Annotated in this window: 17 protein-coding genes; 5 read left to right on the plus strand and 12 right to left on the minus strand. The window is 70.3% G+C overall.

Translation table 11 applies throughout. The features are described 5' to 3' along the window. Nucleotides 1-6: 6 nt before the first annotated feature. Nucleotides 7-855: a CHAD domain-containing protein gene (locus ABZ796_RS23530; RefSeq protein ID WP_357340221.1), complete on the plus strand. Its 849-nt coding sequence runs from the start codon at nt 7-9 to the stop codon at nt 853-855. 1 nt (nt 856) lies between these two features. Here the strand turns inward: ABZ796_RS23530 and vanX are convergent, their stop codons facing one another. The 3 genes from vanX to ABZ796_RS23545 are packed head-to-tail and all read right to left on the minus strand — an operon-like array spanning nt 857 to nt 3,487. Then, complete coding sequence (vanX, locus tag ABZ796_RS23535) at nt 857-1,471, minus strand: D-Ala-D-Ala dipeptidase VanX (protein ID WP_357340223.1); 615 nt, start codon at nt 1,469-1,471, stop codon at nt 857-859. After that, nucleotides 1,468-2,514, minus strand: a complete 1,047-nt coding sequence (gene vanA, locus ABZ796_RS23540; protein ID WP_357340224.1) for a D-alanine--(R)-lactate ligase — start codon at nt 2,512-2,514, stop codon at nt 1,468-1,470. The genes vanX and vanA overlap by 4 nt, the downstream gene beginning before the upstream one ends. Next, nucleotides 2,507-3,487: a D-isomer specific 2-hydroxyacid dehydrogenase family protein gene (locus ABZ796_RS23545; protein ID WP_357340266.1), complete on the minus strand. Its 981-nt coding sequence runs from the start codon at nt 3,485-3,487 to the stop codon at nt 2,507-2,509. Before ABZ796_RS23545 ends, vanA begins: the two co-directional genes overlap by 8 nt. Before the next feature lie 208 nt (nt 3,488-3,695). On the opposite strand from ABZ796_RS23545, the gene murF reads away from it, so the two are divergent. Continuing rightward, nucleotides 3,696-5,039 (plus strand): UDP-N-acetylmuramoyl-tripeptide--D-alanyl-D-alanine ligase, encoded by a 1,344-nt coding sequence (murF, locus tag ABZ796_RS23550; protein ID WP_357340225.1) that lies wholly within the window; start codon nt 3,696-3,698, stop codon nt 5,037-5,039. On the opposite strand, the gene ABZ796_RS23555 is transcribed toward murF, so the two are convergent. Together ABZ796_RS23555 and ABZ796_RS23560 are read right to left on the minus strand one after the other, a co-directional pair. After that, nucleotides 4,995-5,579 (minus strand): VanZ family protein, encoded by a 585-nt coding sequence (locus tag ABZ796_RS23555; protein ID WP_357340226.1) that lies wholly within the window; start codon nt 5,577-5,579, stop codon nt 4,995-4,997. The two genes, murF and ABZ796_RS23555, sit on opposite strands and share 45 nt — an antisense overlap. 40 nt (nt 5,580-5,619) lie before the next feature. Beyond that, nucleotides 5,620-6,750, minus strand: a complete 1,131-nt coding sequence (locus ABZ796_RS23560) for a peptidoglycan bridge formation glycyltransferase FemA/FemB family protein (RefSeq protein WP_357340228.1) — start codon at nt 6,748-6,750, stop codon at nt 5,620-5,622. A gap of 85 nt (nt 6,751-6,835) precedes the next feature. Here ABZ796_RS23560 and ABZ796_RS23565 point away from each other — a divergent pair, with 85 nt between their 5' ends. Both ABZ796_RS23565 and ABZ796_RS23570 read left to right on the plus strand, forming a co-directional pair. After that, complete coding sequence (locus ABZ796_RS23565) at nt 6,836-7,501, plus strand: response regulator transcription factor (protein ID WP_357340230.1); 666 nt, start codon at nt 6,836-6,838, stop codon at nt 7,499-7,501. A gap of 10 nt (nt 7,502-7,511) precedes the next feature. Next, nucleotides 7,512-8,609: a HAMP domain-containing sensor histidine kinase gene (locus ABZ796_RS23570; RefSeq protein ID WP_357340232.1), complete on the plus strand. Its 1,098-nt coding sequence runs from the start codon at nt 7,512-7,514 to the stop codon at nt 8,607-8,609. On the opposite strand, the gene ABZ796_RS23575 is transcribed toward ABZ796_RS23570, so the two are convergent. Genes ABZ796_RS23575 through ABZ796_RS23605 form a run of 7 tightly spaced genes read right to left on the minus strand, consistent with a single transcriptional unit; the run spans nt 8,606 to nt 15,363 of the window. Then, nucleotides 8,606-9,628 (minus strand): VOC family protein, encoded by a 1,023-nt coding sequence (locus ABZ796_RS23575; protein WP_357340233.1) that lies wholly within the window; start codon nt 9,626-9,628, stop codon nt 8,606-8,608. The genes ABZ796_RS23570 and ABZ796_RS23575 overlap by 4 nt on opposite strands. A 10-nt stretch (nt 9,629-9,638) precedes the next feature. Beyond that, on the minus strand, nt 9,639-11,000 hold the full coding sequence (locus tag ABZ796_RS23580; protein WP_357340235.1) for an MFS transporter: 1,362 nt from the start codon (nt 10,998-11,000) through the stop codon (nt 9,639-9,641). Then, complete coding sequence (locus ABZ796_RS23585; protein WP_357340237.1) at nt 10,993-11,904, minus strand: amidohydrolase family protein; 912 nt, start codon at nt 11,902-11,904, stop codon at nt 10,993-10,995. The genes ABZ796_RS23580 and ABZ796_RS23585 overlap by 8 nt, the downstream gene beginning before the upstream one ends. Nucleotides 11,905-11,908: 4 nt before the next feature. Next, the gene (ligK, locus tag ABZ796_RS23590; RefSeq protein ID WP_357340239.1) at nt 11,909-12,592 is read right to left on the minus strand and encodes a 4-carboxy-4-hydroxy-2-oxoadipate aldolase/oxaloacetate decarboxylase; all 684 of its coding nucleotides are present in this window, start codon (nt 12,590-12,592) and stop codon (nt 11,909-11,911) included. 24 nt (nt 12,593-12,616) lie between these two features. Continuing rightward, the gene (locus ABZ796_RS23595) at nt 12,617-13,654 is read right to left on the minus strand and encodes an amidohydrolase family protein (RefSeq protein ID WP_357340241.1); all 1,038 of its coding nucleotides are present in this window, start codon (nt 13,652-13,654) and stop codon (nt 12,617-12,619) included. Beyond that, a complete protein-coding gene (locus ABZ796_RS23600) occupies nt 13,651-14,844 on the minus strand; it encodes a 4-oxalomesaconate tautomerase (protein ID WP_357340242.1) in 1,194 nt (397 codons plus the stop codon). Before ABZ796_RS23600 ends, ABZ796_RS23595 begins: the two co-directional genes overlap by 4 nt. A gap of 48 nt (nt 14,845-14,892) precedes the next feature. Further along, on the minus strand, nt 14,893-15,363 hold the full coding sequence (locus ABZ796_RS23605; protein ID WP_357340244.1) for an Lrp/AsnC family transcriptional regulator: 471 nt from the start codon (nt 15,361-15,363) through the stop codon (nt 14,893-14,895). 119 nt (nt 15,364-15,482) lie between these two features. Here ABZ796_RS23605 and hppD point away from each other — a divergent pair, with 119 nt between their 5' ends. Further along, nucleotides 15,483-16,688: a 4-hydroxyphenylpyruvate dioxygenase gene (hppD, locus tag ABZ796_RS23610; protein WP_357340246.1), complete on the plus strand. Its 1,206-nt coding sequence runs from the start codon at nt 15,483-15,485 to the stop codon at nt 16,686-16,688. Nucleotides 16,689-16,739: the final 51 nt, after the last annotated feature.

Raw genomic sequence — 16,739 nt, forward strand, 5'->3', positions numbered from 1 at the left:
GTGGGGATGACTCATCCACACGAGCCGGTCAGCGAGTGGTGGCGCGAACAGGTGGCCGTGCTCCACCGCTGGGGCCGGCTCGTGCTGCGTGACGAGGACGACGCGGTCCACCAGATGCGCGTGACGGTACGCAGGCTGCGCAGCGTCCTGGCGACGTACCGCCCGCTCCTCGACGCGGAGCGGACCGAGCCGCTCCGCGAGGAGCTGAAGTGGCTCGGCGCCCTCCTCGGAGACGTACGCGACACCGAGGTGCTCCGCGAACGGCTGCGGCAGTGGGCGGCGAAGCACGGTCCCGGGCCATCGGGTGTCGACGCGCTTCGAGCGGCGCTCACCGAGCGCCGGGTCGCGGGACGGGCCCGGTTGTTCCCGGAGCTCGAGGGGGAGCGCTACCGCACCCTGACCGCCGCCCTCGCCGCCGCCGATGGTTTCCCCTGGTCCGGAGGTGCCCCGGGCAAGAAGGCGCTGCGCAAACGACTCCGCCGCGACTGGCGACGTCTGGTGGCGGCGGTCGCCGCCGCCGAGCGCGCCGATGCTCCCGGCGAGCGTCGCCGGCGGCTCCACGAGGTGCGCAAGGAGGCCAAGCGCACCCGCTACGCGGCCGAGTCGCTGCGAGAGGTCTTCGGTCAGGAGGCCGTGCGCCTGGCCGATGCCGCCAGGTCGGTCCAGTCGGCCCTCGGCGACCTCAACGACTCCGCGGTCATGATCCAGGCGATCGAGGAGATCCCCGGGCCCGACGATGCCCTTCGCGACTTCCTCGCGGCCGAGCGGGCTGCCGCCGACGCCGCCGAGGAACGGTTCGCCTCCGTCTGGGCGAAGGCGAACCGCTCGAAGGTCCAGGGCTGGCTGAGTCCCTGAGTCAGCCGACGGGGAAGTCGAAGTAGGTCTCGGGGAAGGGCTCCTCGACCAGCGAGTAGTGCCACCACTCGTTCTGGTAGCGACTGAACCCGCAGGACTCCATCACCGAGCACAGGTGCGTCCGGTTGCGGGCCGCGACCTCGGAGACCCCGGCCGCGCCGTGATGGGAGATCTCATCCATCAGGTCGTGGTCACCACCCATGTCCAGCAGTGCACCGGTAGCCAGCGAGAAGAGGGTCAGGTCCACGGTGCTACCGCGGCTGTGGCCGGACTTCGTGGCGACGTACCCCTTCTCGAACATCTCCGGCCGGGTGATCGCGGGGTAGTGCACGGGCTTGCGGGGATCGTCGTCGCCCGCGGGCTCCGCGGCCCAGCGCAGGAACGCGTCGACGGCGCGCTGGGGGCGGTAGCCGTCCCACAGCAGGATCCCGAAGCCCAGGGCGGCGGCCTTGTCGCGTGCCTGGGCGAGGGCGGTGCACAGCTCACGGGTCCCGACGATGCGGTTCACCAGGTAGCCGTCGATCGGCTTGCCGGTGAAGTTGTCCCAGGTGGCGTACTTGCTGTCCCAGCGGATGCCCGGCGCCAGCTCGTCGACGAAGCCGAAGCCGTCCCTCATCGGACGGTCTCCTCCAGCGCCAGGGTGACCGCGCGGTCGAGGAGCTCGGTCATCGAGATCCCGGCGGCGGCCATCATCCGTGGGTAGCGGCTGTAGGAGGTGAGCCCGGGCAGCGTGTTGACCTCGTTGAGCACCACCGTGCCGTCGGCCTTCAGGAACATGTCGACCCGCGCCAGCCCGCGGCAGCCCAGCGCCCGGTAGACCCGCTGCGCCTCGGTCTTGACCAGCTCCTGAGCCTCGGCCGGGATGTCGGCGGGCACGATGAAGGTGGCGTTCTCCGAGCCGGTCTCGGGGGCGTCCTCCTGGTGGATCTTGAAGAAGCCGTGAGTGAGTGCGACGTGGTCCACCTCTCCGGTGACCAGCTCGCCGTCGTTGCCGAGGATCGCGCAGCCGATCTCCTCGGCGACGACCCCCTCCTCGATGAGCACCTTCTCGTCGTAGCGCCGCGCGGTCGCCACCGCGGCGTCCAGCTCCGCCGCCGAGGTCACCTTGCTGACCCCGAACGAGGACCCCGAGCGGGCCGGCTTCACGAAGACCGGATAGGGGAGCACGCCGGCGTCGACCGACTCGCCGGGGCCCAGGATCCAGAAGGTCGGCGTCGGGATCCCGGCCTCGCCGACGACCGTGTAGGCCAGCGACTTGTCCATGCACAGAGCCGAGCTCTGCACGTCGCAGCCGACGTACGGGATCCCGGAGAGCTCGAAGAGGCCCTGGATCGCGCCGTCCTCGCCGAGCTTGCCGTGCAGGACCGGGAGCACCACGTCGAGCCGGATCGTCTCGTAGCCGTGGTTGCCCTGGTCGAGCACGAGCAGCCCGTGGACGCTGCGATCGGGGGAGAGCACGACCGGGCGGTGCGCGCCGTCCTCCCAGCTCGCCTCGGGACCGTCGCACAGGCGCCAGTCGCCGCTCTTGGTGATGCCGATCCAGTAGGCCTCGTACGTGTCGGCGTCGAGGTGCTTGGCAACCTCCTGCGCCGACTTCACCGAGACGGGGTGCTCCTCGAAGACGCCACCGAAGATGATGCCGACCTTGAGCTTAGACATGCGGAAACCTGCTTTCGAATTCACGACAGTTCACGATGGAGTTCTCGACCGTGTCCATGAGGGCATGGTCGGTGAAGTAGGCGATATGGGGGCTGACCAGCACATTCGGCATCTCCTGGAGCCGAGCCAGGCCGCCGTTGGGGATCTCGTGTCCCCGGAGGTCGGCGTAGAAGATGCCTTCCTCGCCCTCGATGACGTCCAGCGCCGCACCACCCAGCCGGCCCTCCTCGAGCGCGGTGATGAGCGCCGGCGTCTCGACCAGCGCGCCACGAGCGGTGTTGATCACGTACGCACCGGGGCGCATCCGGTCGATGCGCCGCCGGTCGAGAAGATGGTGCGACTCCTCGCTGAGCGGCGCGTGGAGGGTGATGATGTCGCAGCGCTCGACGAGCGTGTCCAGATCGACGTGCTCCACCCCCTCGGTCGCCGGCCGGGGCCGGACGTCGTAGGCGAGTACGTCACAGCCGAAGCCGCGCAGCCGGTCGATGACCGCGGCGCCGATCCGCCCGGTCCCGACCACGCCGACGGTCAGGTCGCGCAGCTCACGGCCGCGCATGGCCGCCGGGCGGTAGTCGTGGACGTCGGTGCGCCGGATCGCCGCCTTCGCCTGGCGCACCGACAGGAGCATCAGCATCAACGAGTAGTCGGCCACGGAGTCGGGTGAATAGGCGACGTTTCCGACCGTTGTCCCGATGCTCGCCGCGAAGTCGACATCGATGTGATCGAGACCCACGCTTCGCGTCGAGATATACCGGACGCCGCTGTTTTTCAGAGCGAGCAGCGTCTCGTTCGATATCGGCGACTTGTGGCTGACGCTGATGCACCGGTCTCCGGCCGCGAGGGTGGCATTGTCTTCGGAGACGGGCTCCGTCGTGGTCCTCAGGGAAACGCCGAGAGCGGGCGCCAAGGAGTCGAAAAGAAGGCTCTCATCAGGGGCGCAGCCGTAGACCGTGATCCCGACGGTCGGCGAGATCACGGTCTGCTCCATCGGCTCGGTAGGCGCCGTCAGGGTCGGCTCGTGGTAGATCATCGACGCCAGCAAACCTCAGGAGCGGTTGCCCGCCCGTATGGATTTTCTGATATGCCGACGATAGGAAGGCTCCGATCTCGGGGGAGAGTTATCGTCCGTATATCGATGAGCGGATACGCTCCGGCAACGTGGGGTTCCGAAGACTGAGGGGATGATTCCCCTCAGCTTGGACGAGATCGCCTCCTTGGTCGGCGGGAAGGTCGTCGGCGACAGCTCGGTGACCGTGAGCGCGCCGGCCGTGATCGACGGCCGCGAGGCCGACCCGGGCGGCCTCTTCGTCGCGTTCGCGGGTGAGCACACCGACGGTCACGAGTACGCACCGCAGGCCGCCGACGCCGGCGCCGTCGCCGTGCTCGGGTCCCGCCCGACCGCGCTCCCGACGGTCGTCGTGGACGACGCGCAGGCCGCGCTCCAGCGCCTGGCCGCCCACGTCGTGGCGCTGCTGCGCGACGAGCTGACCGTCGTCGCGGTCACCGGCTCCCAGGGCAAGACCAGCACCAAGGACATGATCGAGGCGGTGCTGGCGAGCGCCGCACCGACCGTCGCGACCTCCGGTTCGTTCAACAACGAGCTCGGCGTACCGCTCACCATGCTGCGCGCCGACGTGACGACGAGATTCCTGGTGCTCGAGATGGGGGCGCGGCACATCGGCGACATCGCCGATCTCATCGGCCTGGTCGCGCCCGACATCGCCGTCGTGACCAACGTCGGCCAGGCCCACCTGGGCGAGTTCGGTTCGCGGGAGGCGATCGCCGTGGCCAAGAGCGAGCTGGTGCGGGGAATGGCGAGCGGCGGCACCGCCGTGCTCCACGCCGACGACCCGCGGGTGCTCGCGATGAGCGACCTCACCGCCGGTCCGGTGCTCGCCTTCGGGGCCGGCGAGCGGGCGAGCGTACGCCTTCGCGACCTCGCCCTGGACCGGCTCGGCCGGCCCTCGTTCACGCTCCAGAACGACGATGAGAAGGCGGTCGTCACGCTCCCGTTCGTCGGTGCCCACTGGGCGCTCAACGCCGCGGCCGCCGCGGCGGCGGGCCTGGCCGCCGGGGTCCCGCTCGCGCAGGCCGCGACCGCACTCAACACCGCCTCGATCTCGAAGTGGCGCATGGAGCTGCGCGCCCTCGCCGACGGCGCGACCCTCCTCGACGACTCCTACAACGCCAACCCCGAGTCCACCCGCGCCGGCCTGGACGCGCTCGCCGCGTTCGAGGCCAAGCGGCGCATCGCCGTCCTCGGCGAGATGCTCGAGCTGGGGGCGGCCAGCCGCGACGCGCACCACGAGATCGGGACGTACGCCGCGACCCGGGCCGACCTCGTCGTCACCGTCGGCGAGGCCGCCGCCGTCATCGCCGACGGCGCCGGGGCAAAGGCGATCGACCTGCCCGACAACGCCGCCGCGATCGAGTGGCTGCGGAGCCACCTCGCTCCCGGCGACGTGGTGCTGGTCAAGGCCTCACGCGGAGCCCGCCTCGACCAGGTCGCCGCGGCGCTGGTCTGAGACTCCCGGACGCGGGCGCCGGCGGCGCCACCACGGCCACGACACGATCGCGGCGGCGGTGGCCCCACCGGCGTTGAGGATGACGTCGTCGACCGAGGAGACCCGGTCGAGCACCAGGGCGTACTGCAGCACCTCGATCGAGACCGACACCGCGAGTGCGAGGCCCAGGACCCGCCACACCGAGCGCAGCCCGCGGAACCGGATCGGCGCGAAGAAGCCGAGGGCGGCGAGCAGGATCAGGTTGCCGATGATGCCGATCCGTCCCATGGTGGGCATGTCGGTGAACGGCTCCAGGCTGACGGCTCCGGAGACGAGGCCCGCCTCGCTGCCCGGAACCATCGTCAGCAGCAGCCCGGGCACGGTGCCGTAGACGATGGCGACCTCGGCCAGCGAGTGGCGCCATGCCCGCGGCCAGGCGACGCCGAGAACCCGGCGCAGCACCGCCAGCACCGGCACCGTCAGCGCGGCCACCGGAAACGCCAGCACCGTCAGCACGACGATGCCCGTCTCGGTCAGCGAGCCCGATTCGTTCACGATCATCCGAGGTCCTCTTTTCTGATCTTCCTGCTCGACATTTTCGTCATCGACTCCGCCGGCTCATGTAGAGGTCGAACGCCCGGTAGAGGATCGGCCGCAGCGGCAGGTCCCACTCGCCGACGTACCTCACCGCCCGCCCGCCGGTGCCGACCTTGAACTGGATCAGGCCGACGTGGGCGTCGTCGGTGGACAGGGTCGGGGTGATCCCGCGCAGGTCGTAGACGTCGCACCCGGCGGCCAGCGAGTCGCGGATCATCGCCCACTGGCAGGCGTTGGAGCCGCGTACGTCCCGCTTCTCGGTCGAGGAGGCGCCGTAGACGTACCAGGCGTGGCCGCCGACGCGGACATGGATCGTCGCGGCCACCAGATCGCCGTCGTGACGGGCCAGGTAGAGCTTGATCCGCTCGTCATCCTCCGCGGCGAGCGCCGAGAACATCTTCTCGAAGTAGGCCAGCGGCCGCGGCGTGAAGCGGTCACGCTCGGCGGTGTGGACGTAGAGGTCGTGGAACGCCTTCAGGTCCTCGCCGCCGGCCGAGGTGGTGACCTCGACGCCGGCCTTCGCGGCCTTCTTGATGTTGCGCCGCCACAGCTGGTTCATGCCGCGGAGCACGTCGTCCTCGGACCGCGCGGTCCCGTCGGGGTGCCGCAGCGGGATCTCGTACGTGAACTGCGGCTGCCCCGCCCCGAACCCGTCCTCGGGGTTCTGCGGGATCCAGCCGGAGTCGCGGAGGTAGCGGGTCACCTCGGCGCCGACCGGGTCGGGCCGGCCGGGGAGGTCGGTGAGGCGGGCGACGCCCGGGTCGGCGATGCCCTCCTTGACCTGCGCGGCGTCCCAGGTGTGGGTGGGCACCGGGGGCGCGACCCGGATCGCGAACGCGCCCTGTGACCGCAGGTAGGAGACCAGCGGCGGGAACCAGACGGTGAGCCCGCCGGCCCAGTCGATGTCGGGACCCCACGCCAGGTAGGCCAGCGTGCAGCCGAGCCGCGGCACCGGCCGGTGCAGCACCAGCCCGGTCCCGGCGAGCCGGTCGCCGGCGTACCAGCCCAGCGACTCGCCGCGCCACTCGGTCTTCACCTCGGCCCAGGCGGGGGTCTGCTGGAAGCTGACCGATCGCCGCGACCTGACGTGGTCGAGGTGCTCGGCGGGGCTGATCGGTCGGACAGTGAAGCTCACCGTGCCAGTCAACCCGCGACGGTGTCACCAGGGCGTATGGCAATTCGAATACGTCAGCGATATGTCATCAACCTAGGATCAGAGCATGCGGGTGCTGGTGGTCGAGGACGAGCCGTTGATGGCTGGAGCGATCCGGGACGGGCTGAGGCTGGAGGCGATCGCCGCCGACGTCGCCGGTGACGGTGACACGGCTCTGGAGCTGCTGAGCGTCAACGCCTACGACATCGCCGTGCTCGACCGGGACATCCCCGGGCCCTCGGGCGACGAGGTCGCCAAGCGCATCGTCGCCTCCGGCACCGGGATGCCGATCCTGATGCTCACCGCCGCCGACCGGCTCGACGACAAGGCCTCCGGGTTCGAGCTGGGCGCCGACGACTACCTGACCAAGCCGTTCGAGCTGCGCGAGCTGGTGCTGCGGCTGCGGGCGCTCGACCGGCGCCGCGCCCACAGCCGGCCGCCGGTGCGGGAGATCGCCGGCCTGCGGATCGACCCGTTCCGGCGGGAGGTCTACCGCGATGGCCGCTACGTGGCGCTGACCCGCAAGCAGTTCGCGGTCCTCGAAGTCCTCGCCGCCGCCGAGGGTGGGGTGGTCAGCGCCGAGGAGCTGTTGGAGCGGGCCTGGGACGAGAACGCCGACCCGTTCACCAATGCCGTACGCATCACCGTCTCCGCCCTGCGCAAACGGCTCGGCGAGCCCGCGATCATCGCGACCGTGCCGGGTGTCGGATACCGGATCGATGTCGACTCCTAGACGCCCGGGGATGAGTGTCAGGCTCAAGCTGACGCTGAGCTATGCCGCGGTCATCGTGGTCACCGGGGTGCTCCTGCTCGCGGTCGTGTGGGTCTTCCTGCTGCGCTACGTCCCCGACGGGGTGTGGATGGAATGGCCGCAGCAGCCGGGGAGGCCGAGCGCTCCCTTCGTCCCGAACCGCTCCGACCTCGAGCGGGCGTTCGTTCCACGGGCGGCCACGATGATGGGCTTCCTGCTCGTGTTCGGGCTGGTAGGGGGCTGGATCCTGGCCGGCCGGATGCTCGCGCCGCTGCGGAGGATCACCGAGGCCACACGTACGGCCGCGACCGGCTCCCTCTCGCACCGGATCGAGCTCGAGGGCCCCGGCGACGAGTTCCGTGAGCTCGCCGACGGTTTCGACGACATGCTCGAGAAGGTCGAGTCGCAGGTCGCCGAGCAGCAGCGGTTCGCGGCCAACGCTTCCCACGAGCTGCGCACCCCGCTGGCGATCACGCAGACGCTGCTCGATGTCGCCGGCAGGGACCCGGACCGCGACGTCGACGAGCTCGTCGACCGGCTCCGGCTGATCAACTCCCGCGCGATCGACCTCACCGAGGCTCTGCTCGTCCTCAGCCGTGCCGACCAGCGCTCCTTCGTCCGCGAGCGGATCGACCTGTCGCTGGTCGCCGAGGAGGCGGTCGAGACGCTGCTGCCGCTGGCCGAGCAGCGCGGCGTACGCATCGAGACCTCCGGTGAGCAGGCCGCGGTCAGCGGCTCGCCGGCCCTGCTGCTGCAGCTCGCGACCAACCTGATCCACAACGCGATCGTCCACAACCTGCCCGAGGACGGAACCGAGGACGGGTCGGTGTCGGTCACGATCGCCGCCAACGAGCGGAGCGTGGTCCTCACGGTCGCGAACACCGGCGAGAAGCTCTCCCGCGAGCTCGTCGCCACGCTCACCGAGCCGTTCCAGCGCGGCACCCAGCGCATCCACGGCGACCACGCCGGCGTGGGTCTGGGGCTGGCGATCGTCAAGAGCATCACCCGTGCCCACGACGGCAACCTCGCGGTCCTCGCCCGGCCCGGCGGCGGGCTGCGGGTCTCGGTGGAGCTGCCCCGGATGCCCTAGGGAGGCCCGTCGACGACCGGGGTGCCGTGGGTGTGGAAGGACTCGATCGTCTTCAGGCCCCAGGCCTGGCCCTTGGCGCGCTCGGCCTCGGTCCAGGTGATCAGCGGCCAGTCGGGGGCGAGGACCAGACGGGTCAGCGGGTTGCACAGCTCGATCCGGTTGCCTCCGGGCTCGTAGACGTAGAGGAAGAACGTCTGCTGGATCGCGTGCTTGTGCGGTCCGGTCTCGATGAACACGCCGGTGTCCAGGGCGAGGTCGGCGGCCCGCAGGATGTCTTCGCGGGTGTCGGTGGCGAAGGCCAGGTGGTGCAGCCGGCCGGTCGACCCGGTCCGGTCCTCGGTGTAGACCAGGTCGTAGGACTTCTGGGTGAAGGTCGACCAGCGGGCGCCGAGGTGCCCGTCGTCCAGCCGGATCTGCTCGGTGGGCCGCGCGCCGAGGGCGTCGATCACGAAGCCGGTCGTCGTCTCGACGTCGCGGGCCAGGTAGTTGATGTGGTCCAGGCGCCGCACCGCGACCCCGTGGCCGGGCTTGGCCTGGGGCTGGTTCTTGAGCCCCGGTCGGAGGTCGTCGGAGGGAGCCTCCCAGTAGTCGGTCTCGTGGTAGAGCGCGAACTCGTGCCCGTCGGGGTCCTGGGTCACCCACAGCGGCCCGACGCCCGGCTCGTCCTGCTTCCACTCGCCGTGAGCCCCGGTGGCCTCGACCGCCTCGATCCTGCGCGCGAGCGCCTCGGGGGAGGAGCAGCGCAGTGCCGTACGTCCGATGCCCGGGGTGGCGCGCCCGGTGACGACGACGCTGTGGTGCTCGTAGTCGTCCCAGGTACGCAGGTAGGTGTGGTCGCCGTCCTGCCCCGAGACGGTCAGGCCGAGGAAGTCGGTGAAGAACGCGACGGTCTCCGCCGGCTTCGGGCTGAAGAGCTGGGCGTGGCCGATGTGCGCCACCTCGCCCAGCGGTGGGCGGGTCGGAGAGTCGGCGACCATCCGCTTGAGCGTGGTCAGGTTCTCCGGAACGGGGTCGGGCATGGTCACTCCCTCAGTGAGCCGGGACGGCGGCGGCCTCGGCGGCCAGGCGGGCCTTACGGGTGGCCGGGCCGAAGATCGCCAGGGCGAGCGCCCCGACCACCCAGGTGCCGGCGATGAAGTAGAAGACGGCCTGGTAGCCCAGCCCGCTGTAGAGCCCGGCGATGATCAGCGGGCCGGCGGCGTTGGAGAGCCGGCCGAGGCCGTAGGAGACCGAGGTGCCCAGCGAGCGGCCCCTGGTGTCGTAGAGCTCGGGGGAGTAGGCGTAGGCCAGCGCGGTGTAGCCGCGCTCGAACAGGTTCACCAGGAACCCGAAGGCGACGATCAGCAGCGGCGTGAAGGTCAGCCCGTAGAGCAGACCCGAGCCGGCGATGATCAGGCCGAAGACGACCAGGCACCACTTGCGCTCGTAACGGTCGGTGACCAGCGAGGCCAGGAAGGAGCCGAGCGGGGCGCCGATGGTGGTCAGCGCGACGTAGAAGATCGAGTCCTCGACGCTGACGCCCTCGGCCGCGAGCAGGGTCGGCGCCCAGGAGGAGAAGCCGAAGAAGCCGATCGTCTGGGAGATCCACAGCACCGAGAGCAGGATCGTCGGGTAGAGGAACCGCTTGTCCCTCAGCATCGCCAGCCCGGCCTTGGTGGCGGGGCCCTCCTCGACCGGCGCGGCCGGCTCGGGCAGCGTCCCGTGCTCGGCGGCCGCGTCCCGCTCCAGGCCGACCAGGATCTCCTCGGCCTCCGCATGGCGACCCCGCGACTCCAGCCACTGCGGCGACTCGACCAGGCGGCGTACGAAGAAGAGGAAGAGGACACCGAGGGCGCCCCACAGGAAGACCAGGCGCCAGGTCCAGTCGGCGATCGGGACCACCGCGGAGGCGATCAGGTTGGTCGCCGGGGTGCCGCAGATGCCGATGACGATGACGTACGCCTGGAACTTGCCGCGCTTGGCGCGCGGGAAGAGCTCGTTCATGTAGACCACGGCCACCACGGTCATCGCGGAGAGCCCGGCGCTGGTCATCACCCGGAAGAAGCCCATCGCGACGATGTCCCAGGCGAAGACGCTGGCGAAGGACCAGATCGAGAACCAGATGGTGGTCGCCACCAGGGTACGTTTCCGGCCGAGCCGGTCGGCCAGGCCGCCGGCCACCACGGACCCGATGAACATGCCGACGAACGACAGGGAGGTGACGTACGCGATGTGGTTGATCGTCACCCCCCACTGCTCGCGCATCACCGGTGCCGTCGTGGCGAAGGTGTTGATGTCGGCGAACTCGAAGAAGTAGGCGAACGCCAGGGCGACGGTGGCGAGCTTGTGGAACCGGGAGATGGGCAGCCGGTCGAGCCGGTTGGCTGCGTTGGTGGGGGTGAGGTCAGGCACTGTGCTCTCCTTCGGGCCAGTACAGGCGCATGGGGTTGTCCACGAGCAGCGCCTGCTGCAGCTCGGGTGTGGGGGCGATGTGTGGAATGTGGTCGACCAGCAGCCCGTCGTCGGGCATGTGGTCCTTCAGGTTGGGGTGGGGCCAGTCTGTGCCCCACAGGACGCGGTCGGGGAAGCGCTCGACGACCTTGCGGGCGAAGGGGACGACGTCTCGGTAGGCCTCGGTCTCGCCATCGAGGGCGGCGGGTCCGGTCACGGTCAGGCGCTCCGGACAGGAGACCTTCACCCAGACATCGCCTGCCGCGACGAAGTCGAGGAACTCCGCGAACTCGGGTCCCTCGGGATCCTTGGTCACATCGGGTCGGCCCATGTGGTCGACGACCAGCGGCACCGGCAGGCTCGCGAAGAAGTCCTTCAGGCCGGGAAGATCCGCGGCCTCGAAGTAGATCACCACGTGCCAGCCGAGCGGGGCGATCCGGGCCGCGATGGTCTCCAGCACCTCCGTGGGAGTGACGTCGACGAGGCGCTTGACGAAGTTGAAACGTACGCCGCGCACGCCCGCCTCGTGGAGGCTTGCCAGCTCGTCGTCGCTGACGTCGGCGCGGACGGTCGCCACCCCGCGGGCCTTTCCGTCGGAGTGCCGCAAGGCATCGACGAGGGCGCTGTTGTCGGCGCCGTGGCAGGTCGCCTGGACGATGACGTTGAGGGCCAGGCCGAGGTGGTCGCGGAGCGCGAAGAGCTGGGCCTTGGAGGCGTCGACCGGGGTGTACTTGCGCTCGGGCGCGAACGGGAACTCGGCCGCCGGGCCGAAGACGTGGCAGTGGGCGTCGACCGCGCCCTCGGGGAGCGTGAAGGTGGGCTCGGTGGGTCCTTCGAACCAGTGCAGCCAGCCGGGTGTGACCATCGGATCAGTCCTTGTAGGTGAGGCCGAGCTCAGCGAGCTTCGGGCGCATGTCGTAGATGTCGAGGCCGAGCTCTCCGGCCTCGAAGCGGGCGCGCTTGCCGACCTCGGCCTCCTCGCGCCTGCGGGAGGCTTCGGCGACCTCGGCCGCGCGGACGGCCGGGACGACGACCACCCCGTCGGCATCGGCGACGACGACGTCGCCGGGGTTGACCAGCGCGTTCGCCACGTTGACCGGGACGTTGACCGAGCCGAGGGTCGCCTTGACGGTGCCCTTGGCGTTGATCGCGCGGGAGAAGACGGGGAAGTCCATCGCGCGCAGCTCGTCCACGTCGCGGCAGCCGCCGTCGATGACCAGGCCGCGGGCGCCGCGGCTGCGCAGCGAGGTGGCCAGCAGCTCGCCGAAGAAGCCGTCCTCGGACTCGGTCACGCAGCCGGCGACGACGACGTCACCCTCCTGGACCTGCTCGGCGGCGACGTGCAGCATCCAGTTGTCGCCGGGCTGGAGCAGCACGGTCACGGCCGTGCCGCAGAGCCTCGCGCCCTCGTAGACCGGGCGGATGTAGGGGCGCAGCAGCCCCAGGCGTCCCATCGCCTCGTGGATGGTGGCGACGCCGAACTGTCCGAGGGCGTCGACGGCGGCGCGGTCGGCGCGGGTGATGCTGGTGTGAACTACTCCGAGCTCGTGCATGGGTCTCCTTGGTCGGGGGCGCGCTCAGCGGCCCTGGGCGATGAGTCGCTGGTCCAGGCGCGGGTAGACGCGGCGGGCGTTGGTCTCGGTCAGGGCGGTGAGCTCGGCCTCGGTGAGACCGTGGCGGGCTGCGTACGCCTCGACGTAGCGGCGGGTGTCGTCGAAGTGGTGGCCGGTGTTCGGGTCGATGCCGCGGACGGCGCCGATCATCTCCGAGGCGAAGAGCACGCTGCTGTGGGGAACGACGTCGAGGAGGAGGTCGATGCCGGGCTGGTGGTAGACGCAGGTGTCGAAGAAGACGTTCCTCATCAGCGTGTCCGTGGGGTCGGGGCGGCCGAGGGCCTGGGCCAGACCGCGGAAGCGGCCCCAGTGGTAGGGGACCGCGCCGCCGCCGTGGGGGATCACCAGGCGCAGATCGGGGAAGTCGGCGAACAGGTCGCCGGTCAGCAGCTGCATGAACGCGGTCGTGTCGGCGTTGAGGTAGTGGGCGCCGGTGGTGTGGAAGGCCGGGTTGCAGCTGGTGGAGACATGGATCATGGCCGGTACGTCGAGCTCGGAGAGCTTCTCCCAGACGGGATACCAGGACCGGTCGGTCAGGGGCGGGGAGTCCCAGCGGCCCCCGGAGGGGTCGGGGTTGACGTTGACCGCGACCGCGCCGAGCTCGGTGACCGCCCGCTCGATCTCGGCGACCGTGGTCGCGGGGTCGGCGCCGGGCGACTGCGGGAGCATCGCGCCCGCGGCGAACCGGGTCGGGTAGAGTTCGGCCACCCGGGCGCACAGGTCGTTGCAGATCCGCGCCCACTCCGTGGAGGTCGAGAGGTCGCCGATGTGGTGGGCCATGAAGGAGGCCCGCGGGGAGAAGACGGTCAGGTCGATGCCGCGCTCGTCCATCTGCCGCAGCTGGTTGGCCTCGATCGTCTCGCGGATCTGGTCGTCGGAGATCTGCGGGCCCGCCGGATCCGGCGCGGCGCCCGGGTCGGTCAGCGCCGCCACCTGCGCGTCGCGCCACTCGCCCAGCGGCGCCGGTGCGGTCGTGTAGTGGCCGTGGATGTCGATGATCATGCGGGGGCTTCCTCGGTGGCGGTGAAGACGGCGCTCGGGACCATGGCCTGACCGGCCATGATCAGGCGAGCCGTACGCAGCAGGGCGGATCGGGTCACGTGCGTCGGGTCCTCGGGGTCGAGGCCCAGCGTCACGCTGAACTCGCCGGTGGGGTGCTCGACGCCGAGGGTCGCCTCGGGGCCGGCATCGGTCGTGGTGAACGGGGGAGCGACGGCGAGGTCGTGGGCGACGGAGCCGGGCAGCACGGCCGCGGTCACGGCGGTGACGGCGGCCAGGACACCGATCGAGCGGTGGGTGCGGCGGGGGATCAGGCTGCGGGTGCCGATCGCTCCGCCGTTCCTCGGGGCGGAGACAAGCGTCATCTTCGGGTAGGGCTTCGTGGTCACGTCGCCCAGACCCATCGCGTGGCCGGCGACGAGGCGCAGCGCCTCGATCCGCGCCCGGAGCGGCTCGTCGGCATCGATCTCCTCGGGGCTCTCGGCGCCGGTCGCGCCCAGGTCCCGGGCATCGACGATCACCAGCGGCTGGCCGTTGTCGATCAGGGTGACGTCGATCGGGCCGACGCCGGGGACCTCGACGGTGTCGCGTACGTTGCCGGTCGGCAGCAGGCTCCCGGCCACCGAGCCGGCGGTGTCGAGGAACCCGATCCGCACCGGCGCAGCCGTTCCGGGGACGCCGTCGATGCGGGCGTCGCCGTCGTAGCGTACGAAGCGCTGTCCGTCCGGCCCGGCCGGCGTCTGCACAGTGATCTCGGCGACCGCGCCGGTGTTGCGGGTGAGGACGCGGGCCGTGGTGGTCTCGCCGACGGGCGTCACCATGCCGGTCTCGATCGCGAAGGGCAGCACCGCGGCCAGCATGTTGCCGCAGTTGGGTGTCGTGTCGACCTGGTCCGAGTCGGGCTGGAGCTGGGCGAAGGTCCACTCGATGTCGATGCCCTGCTCGTTCCCGGCGGCGCCGGGCGCGACGATGCCGGCCTTACTGGTCAGCGGGTGGCCGCCGCCGATCCCGTCTACCTGGAGCGGGTCGGGCGACCCCATCGCCGCCAGCAGCACCGCGTCGCGCTGCGCGGTGTCCGCGGGCAGGTCGCGGGCGTCGAAGAGCGGACCGCGAGAGGTCCCGCCGCGCATGAGGAGACACCGCACGGGTGTCTGGTTTCGGAGGTGTTGGGCATGACGCACGTCACAGACCATAGATCATCAACAAGATTGTTAGCAATCTCGTCAATGAAAATCGGTCGGTCAGCGCGGTGTGGCTCCGGTGCGCAGCAGGTCGAGGGTGCGCGGCTCGATGAGGGTGGAGAGGGTGACCACGCTGGTCGAGCGGACGACGGCGTGGGACTGGTCGATGCGTACGAGCACCTCCTGGAGCTTCGCGTGCGACCCGGTTGCCACCTTGCAGAAGACGTCGAAGGAGCCCGTGGTGACGTACGCCTCCAGCACCTCGGGGATCTCGGCGAGGTCGCGGCGTACGTCCTCGAGGGCTCCTTGGGAGATCTCCAGGGTCACGAACGCCTGGACCGCGTGGCCGGCCGCGGCCGGGTCGATCGTCGGTGCCCAGTCGCGGATCACGCCGGCCTCGGCCAGCTTGCGCAGCCGGCTCTGCACGGTGGCTCGGGCGACGCCGGCGACCCGGGAGAGCTCGAGGTCGCCGACTCGCGGGTGGGCGTACAGGGTCTCCAGGAGCGTGACATCGAGGTCGTCGAGGTTCATGGCTCGATGGTAGTCAGATTGTCTAGCAAGTGGCGGCGATCGCTGGTCCGATCTGACAGATTGACCAGTGCTCAGTGGTCAACTTGTTTGGTGTGACTCGGCCCACTTGACTTGCCCGCATGACGCTTGCAGACACCCTGACCAACCAAGAGAAGCTCGCCGGACTCGGGCTGGCCGAGCTGGAGCAGCTCGTCGGCCTGGTGGCCTACGACGACACCTCCGACCCCTTCCCGGTCACCGGCTGGGACGCGGTCGTATGGGCTGTCGGCAATGCCACCCAGACCGCCCACTTCTTCCAGAGCGCCTTCGGCATGGAGCTGGTCGCCTACTCCGGCCCCGAGACCGGCAACCGCGACCACCACTCCTACGTGCTGCGCAGCGGGGGAGTGCGCTTCGTGATCAAGGGCGGGGTCGCGCCCGGGAGCGAGATCATCGCCCACCACGCCCGTCACGGTGACGGCGTCGTCGACATCGCCCTCGAGGTGCCCGACGTCGACCGCTGCATCGAGCACGCCCGCAAGCAGGGTGCCCGCGTCCTGGAGGAGCCCCACGACGTGAGCGATGAGCACGGCACCGTACGCATCGCCGCCATCGCCACCTACGGCGAGACCCGCCACACGCTGGTCGACCGCTCCGGCTACGACGGCCCCTACCTGCCCGGTTATGTCGCCCGCACCTCGACGCTGAAGAAGCCCGCGGGTGCCCCGAAGCGCCTCTTCCAGGCGCTCGACCACGTGGTCGGCAACGTCGAGCTCGGCAGGATGGACGAGTGGGTCGACTTCTACGGTCGCGTCATGGGCTTCACCAACATGGCCGAGTTCATCGGTGACGACATCGCCACCGACTACTCCGCGCTGATGTCGAAGGTCGTGGCCAACGGCAACCACCGGGTGAAGTTCCCGCTCAACGAGCCGGCGATCGCGAAGAAGAAGTCGCAGATCGACGAGTACCTGGAGTTCTACCAGGGTCCCGGCGCCCAGCACCTCGCGCTGGCCACCGGCGACATCCTGGCCACCGTCGACGCGCTGCGCGATGCCGGCATCGAGTTCCTCAACACCCCCGACTCCTACTACGAGGACCCCGAGCTGCGCGCCCGGATCGGTGAGGTGCGCGTGCCGATCGAGGAGCTGCAGTCCCGCGGCATCCTGGTCGACCGTGACGAGGACGGCTACCTGCTGCAGATCTTCACCAAGCCGATCGGGGACCGCCCAACGGTCTTCTTCGAGCTGATCGAGCGCCACGGCTCTCTCGGCTTCGGCAAGGGCAACTTCAAGGCCCTCTTCGAGGCCATCGAGCGCGAGCAGGAGCTCCGCGGCAACTTCTGATACCGCTGGTCGAGCCGGATTCGTGAGGAACGAGCGAATCCGTGTCGAGAC

It is taken from the genome of Nocardioides sp. NPDC047086 (assembly GCF_040643685.1).
Taxonomy (GTDB): domain Bacteria; phylum Actinomycetota; class Actinomycetes; order Propionibacteriales; family Nocardioidaceae; genus Nocardioides.

Bases quoted from the DNA above. Each gene is read 5' to 3' on its own strand.
- ABZ796_RS23605 (WP_357340244.1), bottom strand. From the start codon at position 15,363: ATGAACCTCGACGACCTCGATGTCACGCTCCTGGAGACCCTGTACGCC.
- ABZ796_RS23565 (WP_357340230.1), top strand. From the start codon at position 6,836: ATGCGGGTGCTGGTGGTCGAGGACGAGCCGTTGATGGCTGGAGCGATC.
- ABZ796_RS23530 (WP_357340221.1), top strand. From the start codon at position 7: ATGACTCATCCACACGAGCCGGTCAGCGAGTGGTGGCGCGAACAGGTG.
- ABZ796_RS23575 (WP_357340233.1), bottom strand. From the start codon at position 9,628: ATGCCCGACCCCGTTCCGGAGAACCTGACCACGCTCAAGCGGATGGTC.
- vanA (WP_357340224.1), bottom strand. From the start codon at position 2,514: ATGTCTAAGCTCAAGGTCGGCATCATCTTCGGTGGCGTCTTCGAGGAG.
- ABZ796_RS23600 (WP_357340242.1), bottom strand. From the start codon at position 14,844: ATGGTCTGTGACGTGCGTCATGCCCAACACCTCCGAAACCAGACACCC.
- hppD (WP_357340246.1), top strand. From the start codon at position 15,483: ATGACGCTTGCAGACACCCTGACCAACCAAGAGAAGCTCGCCGGACTC.
- ABZ796_RS23555 (WP_357340226.1), bottom strand. From the start codon at position 5,579: ATGATCGTGAACGAATCGGGCTCGCTGACCGAGACGGGCATCGTCGTG.
- vanX (WP_357340223.1), bottom strand. From the start codon at position 1,471: ATGAGGGACGGCTTCGGCTTCGTCGACGAGCTGGCGCCGGGCATCCGC.
- murF (WP_357340225.1), top strand. From the start codon at position 3,696: ATGATTCCCCTCAGCTTGGACGAGATCGCCTCCTTGGTCGGCGGGAAG.
- ligK (WP_357340239.1), bottom strand. From the start codon at position 12,592: ATGCACGAGCTCGGAGTAGTTCACACCAGCATCACCCGCGCCGACCGC.
- ABZ796_RS23595 (WP_357340241.1), bottom strand. From the start codon at position 13,654: ATGATCATCGACATCCACGGCCACTACACGACCGCACCGGCGCCGCTG.
- ABZ796_RS23585 (WP_357340237.1), bottom strand. From the start codon at position 11,904: ATGGTCACACCCGGCTGGCTGCACTGGTTCGAAGGACCCACCGAGCCC.
- ABZ796_RS23570 (WP_357340232.1), top strand. From the start codon at position 7,512: ATGAGTGTCAGGCTCAAGCTGACGCTGAGCTATGCCGCGGTCATCGTG.